The organism is Amycolatopsis roodepoortensis, from assembly GCF_014873915.1.
GTDB lineage: Bacteria > Actinomycetota > Actinomycetes > Mycobacteriales > Pseudonocardiaceae > Amycolatopsis > Amycolatopsis roodepoortensis.
Genome location: NZ_JADBEJ010000005.1, coordinates 3021911 through 3041378, shown reverse-complemented (window position 1 = coordinate 3041378; position 19468 = coordinate 3021911). Strand labels below are relative to the sequence as shown.

Sequence of the window (19468 nt, the reverse complement as noted above, 5' to 3'; positions counted from 1 at the left end):
AAAAGCGATCATGAGCAACCCCTTTGACAACGAAGACGGTTCCTTTTTCGTGCTGGTGAACGACGAGGGCCAGCACTCGCTCTGGCCGACGTTCGCCGAGGTGCCCGCGGGCTGGACCCGGGTCCACGGCGAGGCCTCGCGCCAGGAATGCCTCGCCTACGTCGAGGAGAACTGGACCGACCTGCGGCCGAAGAGCCTGATCGCCGAAGTCAACGGCTGAGCTGAGGGTGTCCAGCCGCTCAATCCGGGCGGTTGGACGAGCTCGGCGCCCGCTTGTGCTCGTGAGTGGCGATTCGGGTTAGAACCCGAATCGCCACTCACGACCCGCCGGAGCCCGCTCCCGATCGCGACCGTGTCGCGAAAGCCACTTTCGAGACATCTGACGTCCCGAAAGTGGCTTTCGCGACACGCTCCGGCCCGAGTAGCGAGGGTCCGGAACGAGAAACACGCCCAGCTCCGGCCGGTTGGACGAACTCGACGCTCGTCCGCCCAAGCCGAGAACATCATTCCCGCGCGCGCCGGCCCCGATCGCGAAAGGAACTGCCGTGTTCGAGGAGCTCAACGTCGTCAAGGGCTTGGAAATCCACCGGAGGAACCGTTTCGACCCGGGGGCCGAACTCCTTTCCCTGATGGCCGAAGGCCCCATCTCCGCCTTGGGCACCGAGGAAGACGGCGAACGGCGGACGGCGTGGCTCGCCACCGGCTACGACGAGGTCCGCCAGGTCCTCAGCTCGGACAAGTTCAGCGCGCGCCTGATCTACGGAGGCACCGCGGCAGGAATCGCGTGGCCCGGCTTCCTCACCCACTACGACCCGCCGGACCACACGCGGCTGCGCCGGTTGGTCACCCCGCCGTTCACCATGCGGCGGATGAAGGACTTCCGGCCCGAGGTCGCGCAGATCGTCGAAGACGTCTTGGACACCATCGAGGACATGGGCGGTCCGGTGGATTTCGTCCCGCACTTCGGCTGGGCGATCGCCACGACGGCGACCTGCGACTTCCTCGGCATCCCGCGGGACGACCAGGCGGACCTGTCCCGCACCCTGCACGCCAGTCGCACCGAGCGGACCGACAAACGGCGCAACGCGGCGGGCAACAAGTACATGCAGTACATGAACAAGGCCGTCGCCCGCGTGCGGCGCGATCCCGGTGACGACCTGTTCGGCGTCGTGGTGCGCGAACACGGCGACGAGATCACCGACGCGGAACTGGCCGGGGTGGCCGCGTTCATCATGGGCGCCGGTGGCGACCAGGTCGCCCGGTTCCTCGCGGCGGGCGCGTTGCTGATGGTCGATTTCCCGGAGCAGTTCGACATCCTGCGGGAGCAGCCGGACACGATCCCGGACTGGCTGGAGGAGCTGAACCGGTATCTGACCACCGACGAGAAGCTCCACCCGCGTATCGCGAAGGAGGACGTGACGATCGGCGGCCGTCTGGTCAAGGCCGGTGACACCGTCACGTGTTCCCTGCTCGGCGCGAACCGGGCGAAGTTCCCCGCGCCGGAGGACGAATTCGACATCACCCGGGAGAAGTCACCGCATGTCTCGTTCGGGCACGGGATCCACCACTGCCTCGGCAGGCCGCTGGCGGAGATGGTGTTCCGGGAGGCGATTCCCGCGCTGGCGCGGCGTTTTCCCAAGCTGAGGCTCGCCGAGCCCGATCGCAAGCTCAAGTTCGGACCGCCACCGTTCGACGTGGAAGCCCTGCCGCTCGACTGGTAACGCCAGAAAGCCTGAGGAGAATCATGGTAGTCCCCTTGCCGCATCAGCGGATCCGGCTCGATCCGGCGCCGGAGCTCTGGGCGTTGCATCAAGAGGGCCCGCTGCACAGGTACGACACGGAGACCGGGCTGAACGGCCGCAGGCAATGGTTGGTCACCGGATACGACGAGGTGCGCGAGATCCTCGCCGACGCCACGCGGTTCAGCTCGATGCGGCCGGTCGACGACGAGGCGGACCGCGCCCACCTGCCGGGGATCCTGCAGGCCTACGACCCGCCCGACCACACCCGCCTGCGCGGGACAGTGGCCGGGGCGTTCAGCGTCCGGCGGATCGAGCGGTTGCGGCCGCGGGTCGAGGAAGTCATCGAAGAGGGCCTCGACGATCTGGAGAGCATGGGTTCGCCGATCGACTTCGTCCGGTACGCGGGCTGGCCCATCCCGGCGCTGATCGCCTGTGAGTTCCTCGGTGTCCCGCGTGACGACCAGGCCGATCTGTCGCGGATGATCCGCGACAGCCGGGAGAGCCGGATCCCCAAGCAGCGGGCCCAGTCGAGCCTCGGTGTCGTCAACTACTGCGAAAAGCTCGCCGCCCGCGAACGCCGCGATCCCGGCGACGAGCTGATCGGCTTCATCGTGCGCGAGCACGGCGACAAGGTCAGCGACGAGGAACTTTCGGGGCTCGCCGAGGCGATCCTGATCGTGGCCGTCGAGCAGATGGCCGCCCAGCTGGCGATGGCGGTGCTCCTGTTCGCGACGAACCCGGCGCAGCTCTCGCTGCTGCGCGAGCGCCCGGAACTGGTGGACAGCGCGACCGAAGAAGTCCTTCGCTTTCCGACGATCGTCGAAGCGCCTTCTCCACGGACCGCACTCGTCGACCTGAACATCGCCGGCTACGACATCCACGCCGGTGACGTGCTGACCTGCTCGATGCTGGCGGTCAACCGCGCGCTCGGCGACAAGTTCGACATCACCCGTGAGAACAGCCCGGGGCATCTCGCCTTCGGGCACGGCATCCACCACTGCGTCGGGGCCCCGCTGGCGAGGCTCGAACTGCGGGTCGCGCTGCCGATTCTGGCGCGCCGGTTCCCGGCACTGCGGCTGGCGGTCCCGGAGGAGGAACTGCGGTTCGTGGCGGGCAAACCCGCCCCGTTCAACATCGAGGAGCTCCCCGTTGAGTGGTGAGGACACGCGTCCGCTGCACATCCGCAGGCAGGACCTCGATCCGGCGGACGAACTGCGCGCCGCCGGGCCGCTGTCGAAGGTCACGGTGGGCACCGGGGCGGACGCCGAAACCATCTGGATGGCCGCGGGCCACTCGGTCGTCCGCCAGGTTTTGGGCGACCACAAGCGATTCAGCACCCGGCGCCGCTGGCACGAGCAGGACGAGGTCGGCGGGCAGGGCATCTTCCGTCCGCAGGAGCTCGTCGGCAACCTGATGGACTACGACCCGCCCGAGCACACCCGGATGCGGCAGAAGCTGACCCCCGGATTCACTCTGCGGAAGATGCGGCGCATGGAGCCGTACATCGAGCAGATCGTGACGGAACGGCTCGACGCCATGGAGGACGAGGGATCCCCCGCCGACGTGATCGAGCTCGTCGCCGACGAGGTGCCGGGAGCCGTGCTGTGCGAACTGATCGGCGTGCCCCGTGACGACCGCGCCATGTTCCTCAAGCTGTGCCACGGACATCTCGACGCCTCGCTGAGCCAGCGGAGGCGGGCGGCCGCCGGCGAGGCGTTCTCCCGTTACCTGCTGGCGATGATCGCCAGGAACCGAGAGGAACCCGGCGAGGGACTGATCGGCGCGGTCGTCGCCGAACACGGAGACGAGGCCACCGACGAGGAACTGCGGGGATTCTGCGTTCAGGTGATGCTGGCCGGTGACGACAACATCTCCGGCATGATCGGCCTCGGTGTGCTGGCTCTCCTGCGGCATCCAGAGCAGCTCGCCGCGATCCGGGGTGACGGCCAGGCGGCGGACCGCGCGGTCGACGAGCTGATCCGGTACCTGACGGTGCCGTACGCCCCGACACCCCGGACCGCCATGGAGGACGTCGTCATCGGGGACGAGGTCATCAAGGAGGGCGAAACCGTGCTCTGCTCGCTCCCCATGGCGAATCGCGATCCCGCGCTGGTGCCGGATCCGGACCGGCTCGACCTCACGCGGGACCCCGCGCCGCATGTGGCGTTCGGGCACGGGATCCACCACTGTCTCGGCGCTTCGCTGGCGCGGCTCGAACTGCGGACGGTCTTCACGTTGCTGTGGCAGCGTTTTCCGGACCTGAGGCTCGCGGATCCCGAGAAGGACACCATGTTCCGCCTGACCACGCCGGCTTACGGGCTCACGAGCCTGATGGTCGAGTGGTGAGTTTCGGCCGGTGGTGACGTGCGGTGTCGCGAAAGCCACTTTCGCGACGCTGGATGTCCCGAAAGTGGCTTTCGCGACATCGCCGGCTTCGCCTCCCCATTTCCCCTGAGCCACTCACGAGTCGTCCATGACGGCGCTGGACGTCCCGCCCGATCGCGGATGAAGATTGCGGCGCGGCACAACGGCCGGACCGCAGGTCACTGAAGGAGCTTCCATCGGTATGGAGCACGCAATCGACGAGGTCGCGCCGGCCGTGGAGCCGACGGCCAACTACATGATGAGGACGCACTGCGATCCGCACGAGGACATGTTCACGTTGCGGGAGAAGGGACCGCTGGTCCGGATTCTCGGCGACGCGTCCACGCAGCTCGGCAAGGGCTACGTCTGGCAGGCGCTCGGGTACGACGTCGTGCGCAAGATCCTAGGCGACCACGAGAACTTCACGACGCGACCCCGGCTCACCGAGGCGGAAGCCGAGCGGACGACGAACGGCGAAGACGTTCCCATGGCGCCGCAGTTCGTCGGCCAGATCTCGACCTACGACCCGCCCGAGCACACGCGGCTGCGCCGGATGCTGACGCCGGAGTTCACCGTCCGGCGGATCCGGCGGCTGGAACCCGCGATCCAGGAACTCATCGACGAACGTCTCGACGAGGTCGAGGCCGAAGGCCCACCCGCTGACGTACAAGGACTTTTCGCCGACCCGGTCGGCGGCGGTGTCCTTTGTGAACTGCTCGGCATCCCGCGCGACGACCGCAACGAGTTCATCCGCCGCATCCGGCGCAACGTCGATCTCAGCCGCGGATTCAAGGCACGCGCGGCCGACAGCGCGGCGTTCAACCAGTACCTGCTCGGGCTCATCACCCGCCAGCGCAAGGTTCCCGACGACGGTTTCCTCGGCATGTTGGTCCGCGAGCACGGCGACAACGTCACCGACGACGAGCTGAAGGGCCTGTGCACGGCGCTGCTGCTCGGTGGAGTCGAGACCGTCGCGGGAATGCTGGGCTTCGGTGTGCTCGCGCTCCTGGACCACCCGGACCAGAAGCAGCTGCTCTTCGAAGGCCGGGAGCAGGCGGATCGCGTCGTCAACGAACTGCTGCGTTACCTCTCGCCCGTGCAGCAGCCGAATCCGCGGATGGCGCTCAGGGACGTCGTCGTCGGCGGACAGCTGATCAAGGCGGGGGATTACGTCCTCTGCTCGATCCTGATGGCGAACCGGGACGAAGCGCTGACGCCGAACCCGAACGTCCTCGACGCGCGGCGCCCTCCGGTTTCGGACGTCGGCTTCGGGCACGGCATCCATTACTGCATCGGCGCCGCGATCGCGAGGTCGGTGCTGCGCATGGCTTATCAGTCCTTGTGGCAGCGGTTCCCCGGGCTGCGCCTGGCGGTGTCCAACGACGAGGTCAAGCTCCGGAACGCGTTCATCGACTGCCCGGATCAATTGCCGGTCACCTGGTAGAGGGGAAGCGAAATGCGCGTGTTGTTGTGGGCGTGTGGCTCACGCGGGGATGTCGAGCCGCTGGTGGCCTTGGCCGCGCGGCTGAAGGAATCCGGCGCCGAGGTGCGGGTGTGCGCGCCGCCGGACAGCGCGGAGCGGCTGGCCGAGATCGACGTGCCGCTGGTGCCGGTCGCCCGGCCGGACCGCGGGATGGACGACGACGGACGCCGAGACCCCGCGCTCGCCGCGGCCGGGATCGCCGACCAGTTCGACCAGATGCCCGCCGTCGCCGAAGGCTGTGACGTCGTCGTGGCGACCGGTCTGCTGTCCGGCGCCGTCGCGGTGCGGTCGGTGGCCGAGAAGCTCGGAATTCCTTACTACTACGTCGCTTTGTGCCCTATCCACCTGCCGAGCCACCTCGACGCGCCGCAGCGCGAGATGTACAACCAGGGCGCCGACGGCCTTTTCGGAGAAGCGCTCAACGCCAAGCGGGCCGAGATCGGCCTGGCGCCGGTGAAGAACCTCTTCGACTACTGCTCCACCGAAAAGCCTTTGCTGGCCGCGGATCCGATCCTCGCGCCGCTGGAGCCGCGGCACGAGGCCGTGCAGACCGGCGCCTGGATCCTGCCCGACGAACGGCCGCTTCCCGCCGACCTGGAGACGTTCCTCGCCGCCGGCCCGCCGCCGGTGTACGTCGGTTTCGGCAGCTCGTCCGGCACCGCCGACGCGGCGAAGGTGGCCATCGAGGCGATCCGCGCGAAGGGGCACCGGGTGATCCTTTCCCGTGGCTGGGCCGGTTTGGACCTGCCCGAGGACGAGGACGACTGCTTCGCCGTCGACGAGGTGAACCTCCAAGAGCTGTTCCGGAGGGTCGCCGTCTCCATCCACCACGACGGCACGGGCACGACCCATATCGCCACCCGCGCGGGTTCGCCGCAGATCATCGTGCGGTCGATCGTCGGCCAGCAGTACTACTCCGACCGGGTCGCCGAACTGGGGATCGGGGTGGCCCTCGAAGGGCCTGCCCCGACGTTCGAGGCCATGTCCGCCGCGCTCACCACGGCCTTGGCCCCCGAGACGCGGGACAAGGCGATCGAGGTCGCCGGCACGATCCCCGCCGACGGGACCACGGTCGCCGTGGACCTGCTGCGCGACGCGGTCAGCCGGGAAAAGCCGTCGGTTCCCGCCTGAACTGAAAGAACGGGGAATTACGTGAAGCGCGTGTTGCTGGCGACGTCCGGAAGCCGGGGAGACGTCGAACCGCTGGTGGCGTTGGCCGTACGGCTGCGGGAGGCGGGCGCCGAGGTGCGGATGGCCGCGCCACCGGACTCCTCCGAACGGCTGGCCGAGGTCGGTGTCCCGCTGGTCCCGGTCGGAGGTTCGACCCGCACCGCGATCAAGGGGGCGAAGCCGCCGTCCCCCGAGGACGGGCCGCGGCTTTCGGCCGAGGCGATGGCCGTCCAGTTCGCCGAGGTCCCGGCGGCCGCCGAGGGCTGCGACGTCGTGGTGACGACCGGGATGCTGGCCACCGCGGTCGCCGTCCGGTCGGTGGCGGAGAAGCTCGGCATCCCGTACTTCTACGGCTTCTACTGCCCGCGCTTCATCCCGTCGCCGCATTACGCGCCGCCGCCCCCGCTCGGCGAGCCTCCCGCGCCGGAAGGCACCGACAACCGGGCGCTGTGGGAGCGCAACAGCCGGAGCGCGCTCAACCGCTTCGGCGAGCCGCTCAACAGCCAGCGGGCCGCGATCGGCCTCCCGCCGGTCGAGGACGTCTTCGGGTACGGCTTCACCGATCACCCCCTGCTGGCCGCCGACGCGTCCCTCGCCCCGCTCCAGCCGACAAATCTCGATGTCGTCCAGACGGGCGCTTGGACACTGCCCGACCAGCGGCCGCTGTCCCCGGAGCTGGAGGCGTTCCTCGCCGCCGGTCCGCCGCCGGTGTACGTCGGTTTCGGCAGCATGCGCGCTCCCGAAGAGGCCGCCAAGGTCGCCATCGAGGCGGTGCGCGCCCACGGCCGCCGCGTGATCATTTCCCGCGGCTGGGCCGATCTCGCGCTGATCGACGACCGGAGCGACTGCTTCGCCGCGGGCGAGGGCAACCAGCAACTCCTGTTCGGCCGGGTCGCCGCCGCCGTCCATCACGGAGGCGCTGGCACGACGACCACGGCGACGCGGGCAGGTGTCCCGCAGGTCGTGGTCCCGCAGATCGCGGACCAGCCGTACTTCGCCGGCCGGGTGGCCGAGCTGGGCATCGGCGTGGCGCACGACGGCCCGACACCGACCTTCGAGTCCCTGTCGGCCGCGCTCGAAACGGCACTCGCCCCGGAAACCCGGGCGCGGGCGGCGGCCGTGGCGGGCACGGTCCGCACCGACGGGGCAGCCGTGGCCGCGAAATTCCTCCTCGACGCGGTCGACCGCGTTTCCGTCTGAAGCCAGGGGTACGAGATGCGTGTGTTGTTGTCGACGACTGGACTCCGCGGAGACGTCGAACCGGTGGTCGCGCTGGCGGTGCGGTTGCGGGAACTCGGCACCGAGGTGCGGGTGTGCGCGCCGCCGGACACCGAGGAGCGGCTGACCGAGTTCGGCATCCCGGTCGTCCCGGTCGGGCAGTCGTTGCACGCCATGATGCGGGGGATGACGGAAGGGCCGGAACCGAGGCGCCCCGCCGACGAGCTCGCCGAGCAGTTCGACGCGGTCCCGGCGGCGGCCGAGGGCTGTGACGTGGTGCTGGCGACCGGCGTCCTGTCCGCCGCCATCGGCGTGCGGTCGGTGGCGGAAAGCCTGGGCATCCCGTACTTCTACGCCGCCTACTGCCCGATCTATCTGCCGTCGCCGTACTACCCGCCGCCCCTGTCGCGGGGCGACGGACGGCCGCCCGAGGAGGCCTTGGACGACAACCGGGCGCTGTGGGACTTCTACAACGAGGTCTTCTCCCGGCGGTACTCGGACGTGTTCAACGCCCGTCGCGCGGCGCTCGGCCTGCCGCCGGTGGAGAACCTCGTCCAGTACGGCTTCACCGAACAGCCCTGGATGGCGGCGGACCCGGTGCTCGCTCCTCCCCGGCCCGAACTCGGCGCCGTGCAGACCGGCGCGTGGATCCTGCCCGACGAGCGGCCGCTTCCCGCCGACCTGGAGACGTTCCTCGCCGCCGGTCCGCCGCCGGTGTACGTCGGTTTCGGCAGTACGCCCGAAATCGCGGACACGGTGAAGCTGGCCGTCGAGGCCATCCGCGCGCAGGGACACCGGGTGGTCCTCTCGCGGGGCTGGGCGGACATGGCCCTGCCCGACGACGGAGCCGACTGTTTCGCCGTCGGAGAGGTGAACCTCCAGGCGCTGTTCGGCCGTGTCGCCGCCGTCGTCCACCACGCCGGCGGGGGCACGACGACGGTCGCCGCTCGGGCGGGGATTCCGCAGGTCGTGCTGCCGCAGATCACCGACCAGCCGTACTTCGCCGAGCAGGTGGCCGCGCTGGGCATCGGCGTGGCGTTCGAGGAGTTCGGCCCGGCCCCGACCTTCGACTCGCTGTCCGCCGCGCTGGCCACGGCGCTGTCCCCGGAGACCCGGGCCCGCGCGAAAGCCGTCGCGGACACGATCGGCACCGATGGGACGACCGTGGCCGCCGAGCGCCTGCGTGCCGCCGTCGGCCGCGTTTCCGTCTGACCATCAACCGACCAGGGTGAGGAAAATGTCCGATCTGGCTGCAGCACCGCACGAGAACCGGCAGATGGCGCAGTGGTTCGGCGCCGACGCCGAACGGTACGACCGCGCCCGGCCCACCTACCCCGAAGCACTGGTCGACCGGGTCGTCTCGATGAGCCCCGGCAAGAACTTCGTGGACGTCGGCTGCGGCACCGGCCTCTCGTCCCGCCCGTTCCAGGCGGCGGGCTGCTCGGTGCTCGGCGTCGAGCCGGACGCGCGGATGGCGGAGGTCGCCCGCAGGCGCGGGCTGGACGTCGAGGTCGCCAAGTTCGAGGACTGGGACCCGGCGGGCCGCACCTTCGACGCGGTCACCTCGGGGACCGCCTGGCATTGGGTGGACCCGTTCGCGGGCGCGGCCAAAGTGGCGGACGTGCTCGCGCCGAATGGCCTGATCGCGTTGTTCGACAACGGTTTCGAGCTGCCGGAGGCCGTCATGACGGCGCAGGGGGAGGCGTACCGGCACGCGATGCCGGACGTGAAGTTCGAGCCGCCGTCCAAAAAGGACGAAGACGTCGAGGAGTACGTCCAGCAGGTCTACGCCAAGCAGTACGTGAAGGCGGCCGAAGGCATTCTCCGGACCGGCGCGTTCAGCCGGCCGGAGGAACTGCGCTTCGAGTGGTCGCGTGTCTGCACCCGTGACGAGTGGCTGGACCAGATCCCGACCCAGGGCGGGCTCAACCACCTCGCGGAGGACGCGCGCGCCCGGTTCCTGGCGTATCTCGGCTCGGCCATCGACGAGATCGGTGGTTCCTTCACCATCAACTACGCCACGGTCGGCATCGCCGCGGTCCGGCGCTGAAGTACACCAGGGGATACGAAATGCGCGTGTTGTTTTGGTCGTACGGAACCCGCGGCGAGGTCGAACCGCTGGTGGCATTGGCGCTGCGGTTGCGCGAGCAAGGCGATGAGGTGCGGATGTGCGCACCGCCCGACTACACCGGACGGCTGGCCGAGGTCGGCGTGCCGCATGTCGTGGTCGGCAAGCCGGTGCTCGAAGAGGCGGGCAAGCTGGGCGGTCCGCCGGAATCACCCGAAGCCGCGATCGCGGGGATCGCCGAGCAGTTCGACAAGATCCCGGCGGCCGCCGAAGGCTGCGACGCGGTGGTGGCGACCGGCCTGCTGTCGGGCGCGATCGGTGTCCGCTCGGTGGCCGAGAAGCTGGGCATCCCGTACTTCTACGTCGTTCCTTCGCCGGCGCTGGTGCCGTCGCCCGAACACCGGGGCATGTACAACAACGGTGCCGACGGGATGTTCGGCGGCGCGCTCAACGAGCTTCGGGCGTCGATCGGTCTTCCGCCGGTGAAGAACCTGTACGACTTCAGCACCACCGACAAACCTTTGCTGGCGGCGGATCCGCTCCTGGCACCGGCGGCAGGTGTTCAGACCGGCGCGTGGATCCACGCCGACGACCGTCCGCTTTCCGCTGAGCTGGAAGCGTTTCTCGAGGCAGGCCCGGCGCCGGTGTACGTGGGATTCGGCTGTTCGCCCGCTCCCGACGGCGTCGCCAAGGTGGCCGTCGAGGCGATCCGTGCCCAGGGACGCCGGGTCGTTCTTTCCCACGGCTGGGCGGGTTTGACGCTGCCGGACGACGGCGGCGACTGCCTCGCCGTCGGCGAGGAAAACCTGCAGGCACTCTTCGGCCGAGTGGCCGCCGCGGTCCACCACGGCGGCACCGGCACGACGCATGTGGCGGCGCTGGCGGGGGTTCCGCAGATCGTGGTTCCGCAGATCGCGGACCACCCGCATTTCGCCGCCAAGGTGGCCGAGCTCGGGATCGGGGTGGCGCACGACGGCTCGAACCCGACCGTCGATTCGCTGTCCGCCGCGCTCGTCACGGCGCTGACCCCGGAAACCGCGGCACGCGCGAAAACCGTCGCCGGCACGATCCGCACCGACGGGACGACGGTGGCCGCGGACCTCGTGCGCGCGGCGGTTACGCGTTGAGACCCGAGCACTGTCCAGGCCCATCCCGTTGAAGCCAGACAAGGCGGTAACCAAAATCAGCACCATGATTCCACGCCGGCTGCTGGCGATCTCCCCGCATTTGGACGACGCGGTCCTTTCCCTCGGCGCGAGCCTCGCCCAAGCGGCGCTGGACGGCGCGGAGGTACTCGTCTACACGGTCTTCGCGGGAACGGCTCCGCCTCCCTATTCCGCGGCGGCGGAACGAATGCACGCGGTCTGGGGTCTTTCCCCGGAGGACGACGCGCCGCTCCATCGCCGCAACGAGGACATCGCCGCGCTCACCCACCTCGGGCTGGCGTACCGGCACGGCCGGTTCCTCGACTCCATCTACCGGAGGCTGCCGGACGGCCGGTGGCTCACCGATCACGTGGAGGGCGGGCAAAAGCTCGCGGTGGCCCAGGATTCACCGGGCGACGACGGTCTGGTCGCCGAGATCAGGGACGACATCGAGGCGACCGTCACGGAGTTCGAGCCGACGCTGATCGTCACGTGCGCGGCCGTCGTCGACCATCCCGACAACCTGGCCACCCGTGACGCCGCGTTGGCAGCGTCCTCCGCCGCGCGCGCGAAGAACGTTCCGATACGGCTCTGGGAAGACCTTCCCTATTCGATGTTCAAACCGGGAACGATCGAACTTCCCGCCGGTTTCCGGCTCGGCACCTCCGAATTCGAATCCGCGACGACGGAGACTTGGAAACGGAAGCGAGAAGCCGTCGAGTGCTATTCTTCGCAGCTGGCGATGCTCAACGGCAGGAACAAGAATCTGTTCGCAAGGCTGGACGAGCACGCGCGGAAGAACTCGCCGCGGGGCGGATTCGGCGAAACCACCTGGCCCGTTCTCCTCGACGAAAACAACGGTTAAGCGAGGTACCGGAGTGTCCGCAACACTCACCCATCTGCCGTCACCGTCACCGGACCCCGCCCCTGAAGGTGTGCGCGGCCGCTGGGCGTTCTGGCGCTCACCCGCCGATCAGCCGCGGTGGGCCCGGCCGGTGCTGCTGGGCATCGCCTTCGTGGCCTTGGTGCTCTACGCCTGGAACCTGCCGAGGGTCGACTTCGCGCCGTTGTACTCGGACACGGCCAAGAGCATGTCCGAGAGCTGGAAGGCGTTCTTCTACGGCACTGTCGACCCGGGAGCGACGTACACGCTCGACAAACTCGCCGGATCGTTCGCGCCGCAGGCCATCTCGGCGAAGATCTTCGGCTACCACGAATGGTCGCTGGCGCTGCCGCAGGTGATCGAAGGCGTGATCTCGGTACTGGTGCTGTACCGGGTCGTGCGCCGCTGGGCGGGTGTGGTGCCCGGCCTGCTCGCCGCCGGCATCTTCACCCTCACCCCGGTCCTGGCGTCCATGTTCGGGCACAGCATGCAGGACGGCCTGCTCACCATGTGCCTGGTGCTGGCCGTGGACGCCTACCAGCGCGCCGTGCTCGAGGCGCGGCTCCGGTCGCTCGTCTGGGCCGGTGTCTGGGTCGGCATCGGCTTCCAGGCGAAAATGGTGCAGGCGTGGATGATCCTGCCCGCGCTGGCCATCGGCTACCTGCTGAGCGCCCCGGTCGAGCTGCGCCGCCGGGTGAAGCATCTGGCGCTCGCCGGTGTGGTGACGCTGGCGGTGTCGCTGTCGTGGATCGCGCTCTACACCTTCACCCCGGACAGCTCGCGTCCGCATATCAGCGGCACCACGAACAACAGCGCGTTCGCCATGGTGTTCGGCTACAACGGCCTCGGCCGCGTCGGCATCCACCTGCCCGGCGCCGAGGACCCCAACGGCCGCGGTGGCCTGCCGTCGCTCGGCCCGGGCGGCCCCGGTGGCGGTCCTGGCGGTCCCGAAGGCGGTCCTGGCGACTTCCCTGGTGGGCCTGGCGGCCCCGGTGGCGGTCCTGGCGACTTCCCCGGCCCTGGTGGTCCCGAGGGCGGGCCGGGTGACGGCTCCGGCGGTGGCCCCGGTGATCCGCAAGGCCCCGGCGGCGGCCAGGGGCTGGACGAGAACGGGAACTTCGGCACCAAACACCAGGACGAGCAGAACGGCGACTTCGGCCCGAAGGCCGAGGGCGGTCAGCCGCTCGGCCCTGGCGGCCCGCAGCCGGACGAGTCCAAAATGGAGACTCGCGCGGATCCGATGGGGGCGACCAAACTGCTCGACGGTCACCTCGGCGTCGCGATCGCCTGGCTGTTCCCGCTCGCCCTGCTGTCCCTGCTGTGCGGGCTCTGGTGGTGGCGCCGCGCCGAGCGCACCGACCCGGTGCGCGGCGGGCTGGTGATGTGGGGCGTCTGGCTGGTGACCTTCCTCTTCGTCTTCAGCGCGAGCGCTGTCGCGCACACCGCGTACGTGGCCTCTCTCGCTCCGGCGATCGCCGCGCTTTCCGCGCTCGGCATCGTCACTTTCTGGCGGGCGTACCACAGCGGCGGCAGGCAGGGCTGGATCCTGCCGATCGCCATCGCGGCGGAGCTGGCTTGGGGCGCCTGGCTGTGGTCCCATTACCCGAACTTCCTGCCGTGGGCGAAATGGGGCACGCTCGCACTCGGGGTGGCCGCCCTCGTCGTGCTGATCGTGGCTCGAACGCGTGAGAACGCTTCGAAATCACTGGTCACCGCCGCCCTCGTCGTCGGTGTCGCGGCGATGATCGCCGCGCCCGCCACCTATGCCTTCTCCGTACTCCATCCCGATTACTCCGGCAGCTCTTTCGACGCCAATGCCGGACCGGCGTCCGGCTCGTTCTGAGGCGGGCCGGTGTCGTTCTCAACGTCTGCGGAATTCTCCGCCGGCCGGAAAGGAAAACTGCCGATGCAGGAATCGCTCGACTCCACCGAGGTCCACCGCCGTTTCCAGCTGATCGCCAACGGTCCTGCCCTGTTCAACGCGGTGGTGTCCGGTATCGAGTTGGACATCTTCGACTTCCTGGAAGAGCGCGGCGGCGCCGACGCCGCGGCGCTCGGTGAGTTCACCGGCCTGGAGCCGCACAAGGTGCGCGTCCTGATGCTCGCGCTGACCACGTCGGGCCTGATCGAGAAGCGGGGCGTCGACTATGTGAACCACCCGGTCGCGACCGAACTGCTCGCCACGACCGGACCGGAGAGCTGGCAGCACATCCTGCTCAGCTGGAAGACCATCTACTACCCGGCGTTCGCGCGGATGACCTCCGCGCTGCGCGCCGGTACCAACGAGGCCCTCGACGCCCTCGACGGCCCGGGGGACACGCTGTACGCGCGGCTCGGCAACGACCCGGAGAAGGCGCGGATCTTCTACACGGCGATGTCGGCGTTCTCGCTGCAGACGATGCCGGGGCTGCTGGAGCACATCGACGTCAAGTCGTCGCGGCACCTGCTCGACGTCGGTGGCGGCGACGGCACCACGGCGGCGGCCCTGCTGAAGGCCAACCCCGGCCTCAAGGCCACCTTGCTCGATCTGCCCAGCAGCGTGGAGCTGGCCTCGCAGCGCGTGCCCGCCGAGGTCACCGACAGGCTCACCCTGCACCCGGCCGACCTGCTGACCGACGCCTTCCCCGGCGGCACCGACCACGCTCTGTTCAGCCACGTGCTCGACACCTTCACGGCCGAGCAGTGCGTCATGCTGCTGGCCAAGGCGTACGAGGTGCTGCCGTCGGGCGGGAAGATCTCGATCTACGGGTTCGCGGCCGCGGACGACGAGACCGGCGGCCCGCTCTCCGCGCGGCTTTCGTTGTACCTCAACATTCTCGCCACCGGGCGGGGGATGGCCTGGCCGCAGGCCGAGGCGTCGGCGTGGCTCAAGTCGGTGGGTTGTGTGGACGTGCGCTCGGTGGAGCTGCCGTTCGAGCACGCGCTGGTGACCGGGACCAAGCCCTGATCGGTTGCCCCGGCCCGTGTCGCGAAAGCCACTTTCGGGACGTCTGATGTCCCGAAAGTGGCTTTCGCGACGTGCTCTATCTGCTGCGAGTACGTGAAGGACCCCTTCACGTAGTTGTGACTGGTCCTCTCGTGGCGGGGTGTGTGGAAATAGGGACACTCAACGTCTCTATTTCCACACACCCCTCACGCAACGTCACATTCGCGCTTTTCGGCTCGCGAACCCCTCGTGCTGCGAGTACGTGAAGGCCCCCTTCACTGCGCTAGACGCAATGAAGGGGGCCTTCACGTACTTCCGGGGGCGCGAATCCCTCGTGCTGCGAGTCCATGAAGGAACCCCGGGACGTCCTAAATCCTTCATAGACCAGAACACGAAAAGGCCCCCATCCCGAACCAAAGGGATGGGGGCCTTTCCCGTACCAGAGCTCAGGGAAGCCGAGGCGTGATGAGCGCCGCCAGCCGCGCGACACCCTCTTCGATCAGTTCCGGCGTGAGCAGGCTGATCGACAGCCGCAGCTGGTGGAACCCGCCCTTGCCGCCGAAGAAGTGGTGCATCGGTGTGAACAGCACACCATGGTCACGCGCCGCGATTTCCAGCAGTTCGTCGTCGACCACGAACGGAACGGTGACGGTGACGAAGAAGCCACCGGTAGGGGTGTTCCAGCTGACGCCGGCGCACGAGCCGAGCCGCCGGTCGAGTTCGCTCAGCGTGAGTCGCAGATTGCGCTGGTAGATGGCGATTTCCCGCGCGTTGGCCTTGGTGAGGCTGAAGTCGTTGAGCAGGAGTTTCCCCGCGATCACGGCCTGGGCGATGGGGGAGGTGTTCACCGTGAGCATGCCCTTGAGCTTCGAAAGCTGGTCGGCGTACAGGCCGCCGTCGGCCATCCGCTGGTCCGCCACCGCGAAGCCGACGCGGGCGCCGGGCATCCCGGTCTTGGCGAACGAACCGATGTAGACCACGGAGTTCGACCGGTCGAGGGATTTCAGCGAGGGCAGCCGCTCGGAGCCGAACAGCCCGTACGCGTTGTCTTCCAGGAGCAGGATCCCGTTCTGCTCGGCGACGTCGAGGAGCCGGTGCCGCGACGGCAGATCCATGCTGGTGCCGGTGGGATTGGCGAAGTTGGGGGTCACGTAGCAGGCCCGCACCCGCTTGCCCTGCTCGTCGGCCCGCTTCAGCTGGAGGACGAGGTCGTCCGGGTCGATGCCGTTTTCGGTCGAGCGCACCGGCCACACGGGAGTGTCGGTGAGCAGCGCGGCGCCGGTCAGCCCGACGTAGGTGGGGGCCGGGGCGAGCAGGACGTCGCGGTCGCCCGCGCGCAGGGTGCGCAGGAGCAGGAACATGGCCTCCTGCGCGCCGACGGTGACGACGACGGATTCCGGGGCGGCGTCGATGTTCTCGTCTTCGGCGATGTTCTTCGCGATGAGGTCGGCGATGACGCCCTTGGTGGTGCCGTATTGGAAGAGCGTGCGGGTCACCCCCGCCTCGTCCAGTTTTCGATCTTCGCGCAGATGTGCGCAATAAGCGTCGATGTACTCGTGGATGAGCCGGATGTCGAAGAACTCTTCGTACGGCCGGCCTGCCGCCATGGAAATGGCCACAGGGTATTCGTCGATCAGTTCGTTGAGCAGATTCATCGACGAGATGGCCGGATCGGTGAGCGATCCGTGCAGCGTTTCCACGTTCCAGTGAGTGGACAGACCGTTTGAATCCATGAATACTAGGATTTCCATACGCCGTTGAGGTGTCAAGAACGGGCCGTGGACGCCATTTCCGAATAATGTCCATCGTCGAATGGTCCGGACACTCGATCCCCGAAGGTACGGTCGGATCCGCGCCGCACCATCGAATCCCGGCGCAGCGGCCATTTTCCCGGAGGAACATCATGCTGATGACAACCGAGAACGGGATCCGGTTGTCCTACAACGACTGTGGTGACGGCCCGCCCGTTCTTCTGCTGACCGGCACCGGTGCGCCGAGTTCGGTGTGGGACCTCCATCAGGTACCCGCGCTCCGCGCCGCCGGTTTCCGGGTGATCACCATGGACAACCGCGGGATCCCGCCGAGCGACGACGGCACGGGAGGGTTCACGATCGCGGACCTCGTCGACGACGTGGCCTCGCTGATCGAGTATCTCGACGCGGTGCCCTGCCGGGTGGTCGGCACGTCGATGGGTTCGTACATCGCGCAGGAACTCGCGCTCGCCCAACCGGAACTGCTGGATTCGGTCGTGCTGATGGCGGCCTGCGGCAAGAGCAGTGTCGTCCAGCGGGAGCTCGCCGAGGGCGAGGCGCAGCTGATCGAGCGGGGGATCGAGCTGCCGCCCGGTTTCCTCGCCGCCGTCCGCGCCATGCACAACCTGGGGCCCGCGACGCTGGCCGACGACGACGCCGCGGCCGACTGGCTCGACCTGTTCGCGGCGTCGAGCGCCTGGGGACCCGGCGTCCGGGCGCAGCTGCTGGTGAGCGCGCTGCCGGACCGTCTCGACGCCTACAAGGCGATCAAGGTGCCCTGTCACGTCATCTCGTTCGAGCACGACCTCGTGGCGCCCCCCGCCGGCGGACTGGAGCTGGCCTCCGCGATCCCCGGCGCGACCTACCGCACGATTCCCGAGTGCGGGCATTTCGGTTACCTGGAGAACCCGGAAGCGGTGAACCGCGAGCTGATCCGGTTCCTCCGCGCCGGATCGCGCGAGAAACTGGGAGAGACCGTATGACCGTCCTTTCGGCGGCCACGACACCCGATCTGTTCGAGGCGACCGCGGCCGTCCTGCCGGATCGGCAGGCGGTGGCGATGGACACCACCACCCTCACCTACGCCGAGCTGAACGGCGAGGCCAACCGGCTCGCCCGGCGGCTCGTCGCGCACGGCGTCGGCCCGGAGCGGCTCGTCGCGCTGGCGATGCCGAGGTCGATCGAGTTCGTCATCGCGATCCTGGCCGTGCACAAGGCAGGCGCCGCGTACGTCCCGGTCGACCCGGACTATCCGGAGGAACGCAAGCGGCAGATGCTGGACGACGCGGCGGCGCACTGCCTGCTGTGCCTGCCGGGGCAGGACGTGGACGGCGCCCCCGTCGTCCTCAGCGTGGAACGGGAACCCGGGCTGTCCGAGCCGAACTTGGACGACGAGGAGCGCATCAGCCCCCTGCGTCCCGACCACCCGGCGTACGTCATCTACACCTCCGGTTCGACGGGGCGGCCGAAGGGCGTGCTGGTCACCCACCGCGGGATCCCGAACCTGGCCGACGACTACGTGCGCCGCCAGGAACTGGGGCCGGACAGCAGGTTGCTGGCCTTCGCCTCGCCCAGCTTCGACGCCGCCGTCGCCGAGTTCTGGCCGATCTGGCAGGCGGGTGGCTGCCTGGTGCTGGCTTCCGCGCCGGACCTGGTCCCCGGCGAGCCGCTTTCCCGCCTGGTACGCGAACAGCGCATCACGCATGTCACGTTGCCGCCGTCCGCGCTGGCGCCGCTGGAGGAGTCGGGTGGCCTGCCCACCGGGCTGACCCTGCTGGTCGCCGGCGAGGCGTGCCCGGCCCCGGTCGCGAAACGGTGGGCGGTGGACCGCGTGATGATCAACGCCTACGGCCCGACCGAGACCACGGTCGCGGTCACCGCGAGCGAACCGCTGACCGGTGAGGAGACGCCGCCGATCGGCAGGCCGATCACCGGTGTCCGCACCTATGTCCTGGACGACAGGCTGCGGCCGGTCGAGGACGGGGACGTCGGCGAGCTGTACACGGTGGGGCCCGGCCTGGCCCGCGGCTATCTCCGGAGAGCGGCCGCGACCGCGGAACGGTTCCTGCCGGATCCCTTCGGCGCCCCTGGCGGCCGCATGTACCGCACCGGGGACAGGGTCCGGACGCGTGCGGACGGCCAGTACGTCTTCGTCGGCCGGGTCGACGACCAGCTCAAGGTGCGCGGCCACCGGATCGAACCGGGCGAGGTCGAGGCCGCGCTGCTGGCGGTCGACGGGGTGGCCCAGGCGGTGGTGACCGAGCACGAGAACCGGCTCGTCGCCTACGTGGTCGGCACCGGCGGCGAGCGTGTCCCCGCTGAACGCCTCCTGACGCCGCTTCGCGCGCAGCTGCCCGGCTATCTCGTGCCCGACGTGATCGTCGGTTTGCCGAGCCTGCCGGTCTCGCCCAACGGCAAGATCGACCGGGTCGCCCTGCCCACCCCCGAAGAGGAGCACGCCGGGCGCGCGGCGGCGGGCCGGGAACCGCTCACCCCGACGGAGATCATCCTGGTCGAGCTGTTCGCCGAGGTGCTCGGCGTCAGCAGTGTCGGCGTGGACGACAGCTTCTTCGAGATCGGCGGCCATTCGCTGCTCGCCACCCGGCTCGTGAGCCGGATCCGGGAACGCCTGAAGATCCGGCTGAGGGTGCAGGCGTTCTTCGACGCGCCGACGGTGGCCCGGCTGGCCAAGGTGCTCGACGGCGCCCACACCTGACC

The 19468-nt window shown here is 69.1% G+C and carries 16 protein-coding genes; 15 read left to right on the top strand and 1 reads right to left on the bottom strand.

Annotation, left to right across the window (positions count from 1 at the left end):
* Positions 1-10 precede the first annotated feature (10 nt).
* From H4W30_RS33665 to H4W30_RS33605, 13 genes are all read left to right on the top strand, one after another.
* A complete protein-coding gene (locus H4W30_RS33665; RefSeq protein WP_126733878.1) occupies positions 11-220 on the top strand; it encodes an MbtH family protein in 210 nt (69 codons plus the stop codon).
* 325 nt (positions 221-545) lie between these two features.
* Complete coding sequence (locus H4W30_RS33660) at positions 546-1721, top strand: cytochrome P450 (RefSeq protein WP_192746256.1); 1176 nt, start codon at positions 546-548, stop codon at positions 1719-1721.
* Between the two features lie 23 nt (positions 1722-1744).
* On the top strand, positions 1745-2902 hold the full coding sequence (locus H4W30_RS33655; protein WP_192746255.1) for a cytochrome P450: 1158 nt from the start codon (positions 1745-1747) through the stop codon (positions 2900-2902).
* Positions 2892-4088 (top strand): cytochrome P450, encoded by a 1197-nt coding sequence (locus tag H4W30_RS33650; protein WP_192746254.1) that lies wholly within the window; start codon positions 2892-2894, stop codon positions 4086-4088. Before H4W30_RS33655 ends, H4W30_RS33650 begins: the two co-directional genes overlap by 11 nt.
* A 220-nt stretch (positions 4089-4308) precedes the next feature.
* Entirely contained in the window at positions 4309-5550 is a 1242-nt protein-coding gene (locus tag H4W30_RS33645) for a cytochrome P450 (RefSeq protein WP_192746253.1), read from the top strand.
* A gap of 12 nt (positions 5551-5562) precedes the next feature.
* Positions 5563-6720, top strand: a complete 1158-nt coding sequence (locus tag H4W30_RS33640; RefSeq protein WP_192746252.1) for a glycosyltransferase — start codon at positions 5563-5565, stop codon at positions 6718-6720.
* A 21-nt stretch (positions 6721-6741) separates the two neighbouring features.
* Positions 6742-7959, top strand: coding sequence for a glycosyltransferase (locus H4W30_RS33635; protein WP_192746251.1), 1218 nt, complete (start codon positions 6742-6744; stop codon positions 7957-7959).
* A gap of 15 nt (positions 7960-7974) precedes the next feature.
* Positions 7975-9189: a glycosyltransferase gene (locus H4W30_RS33630; RefSeq protein WP_192746250.1), complete on the top strand. Its 1215-nt coding sequence runs from the start codon at positions 7975-7977 to the stop codon at positions 9187-9189.
* 25 nt (positions 9190-9214) lie between these two features.
* Positions 9215-10027, top strand: coding sequence for a class I SAM-dependent methyltransferase (locus H4W30_RS33625; protein ID WP_264082897.1), 813 nt, complete (start codon positions 9215-9217; stop codon positions 10025-10027).
* Between the two features lie 20 nt (positions 10028-10047).
* The gene (locus H4W30_RS33620; protein WP_192746249.1) at positions 10048-11172 is read left to right on the top strand and encodes a glycosyltransferase; all 1125 of its coding nucleotides are present in this window, start codon (positions 10048-10050) and stop codon (positions 11170-11172) included.
* Between the two features lie 64 nt (positions 11173-11236).
* On the top strand, positions 11237-12055 hold the full coding sequence (locus tag H4W30_RS33615; protein ID WP_192746248.1) for a PIG-L deacetylase family protein: 819 nt from the start codon (positions 11237-11239) through the stop codon (positions 12053-12055).
* A 13-nt stretch (positions 12056-12068) separates the two neighbouring features.
* On the top strand, positions 12069-13916 hold the full coding sequence (locus tag H4W30_RS33610; protein ID WP_192746247.1) for an ArnT family glycosyltransferase: 1848 nt from the start codon (positions 12069-12071) through the stop codon (positions 13914-13916).
* A gap of 63 nt (positions 13917-13979) precedes the next feature.
* On the top strand, positions 13980-15020 hold the full coding sequence (locus H4W30_RS33605) for a methyltransferase (RefSeq protein ID WP_192746246.1): 1041 nt from the start codon (positions 13980-13982) through the stop codon (positions 15018-15020).
* Positions 15021-15445: 425 nt separating this feature from the next.
* Here the strand turns inward: H4W30_RS33605 and H4W30_RS33600 are convergent, their stop codons facing one another.
* Positions 15446-16732 (bottom strand): aminotransferase-like domain-containing protein, encoded by a 1287-nt coding sequence (locus H4W30_RS33600; RefSeq protein ID WP_192746245.1) that lies wholly within the window; start codon positions 16730-16732, stop codon positions 15446-15448.
* Between the two features lie 170 nt (positions 16733-16902).
* Here H4W30_RS33600 and H4W30_RS33595 point away from each other — a divergent pair, with 170 nt between their 5' ends.
* The gene (locus H4W30_RS33595) at positions 16903-17733 is read left to right on the top strand and encodes an alpha/beta fold hydrolase (protein ID WP_192746244.1); all 831 of its coding nucleotides are present in this window, start codon (positions 16903-16905) and stop codon (positions 17731-17733) included.
* Positions 17730-19466, top strand: coding sequence for an amino acid adenylation domain-containing protein (locus H4W30_RS33590; protein WP_192746243.1), 1737 nt, complete (start codon positions 17730-17732; stop codon positions 19464-19466). The genes H4W30_RS33595 and H4W30_RS33590 overlap by 4 nt, the downstream gene beginning before the upstream one ends.
* Positions 19467-19468: the final 2 nt, after the last annotated feature.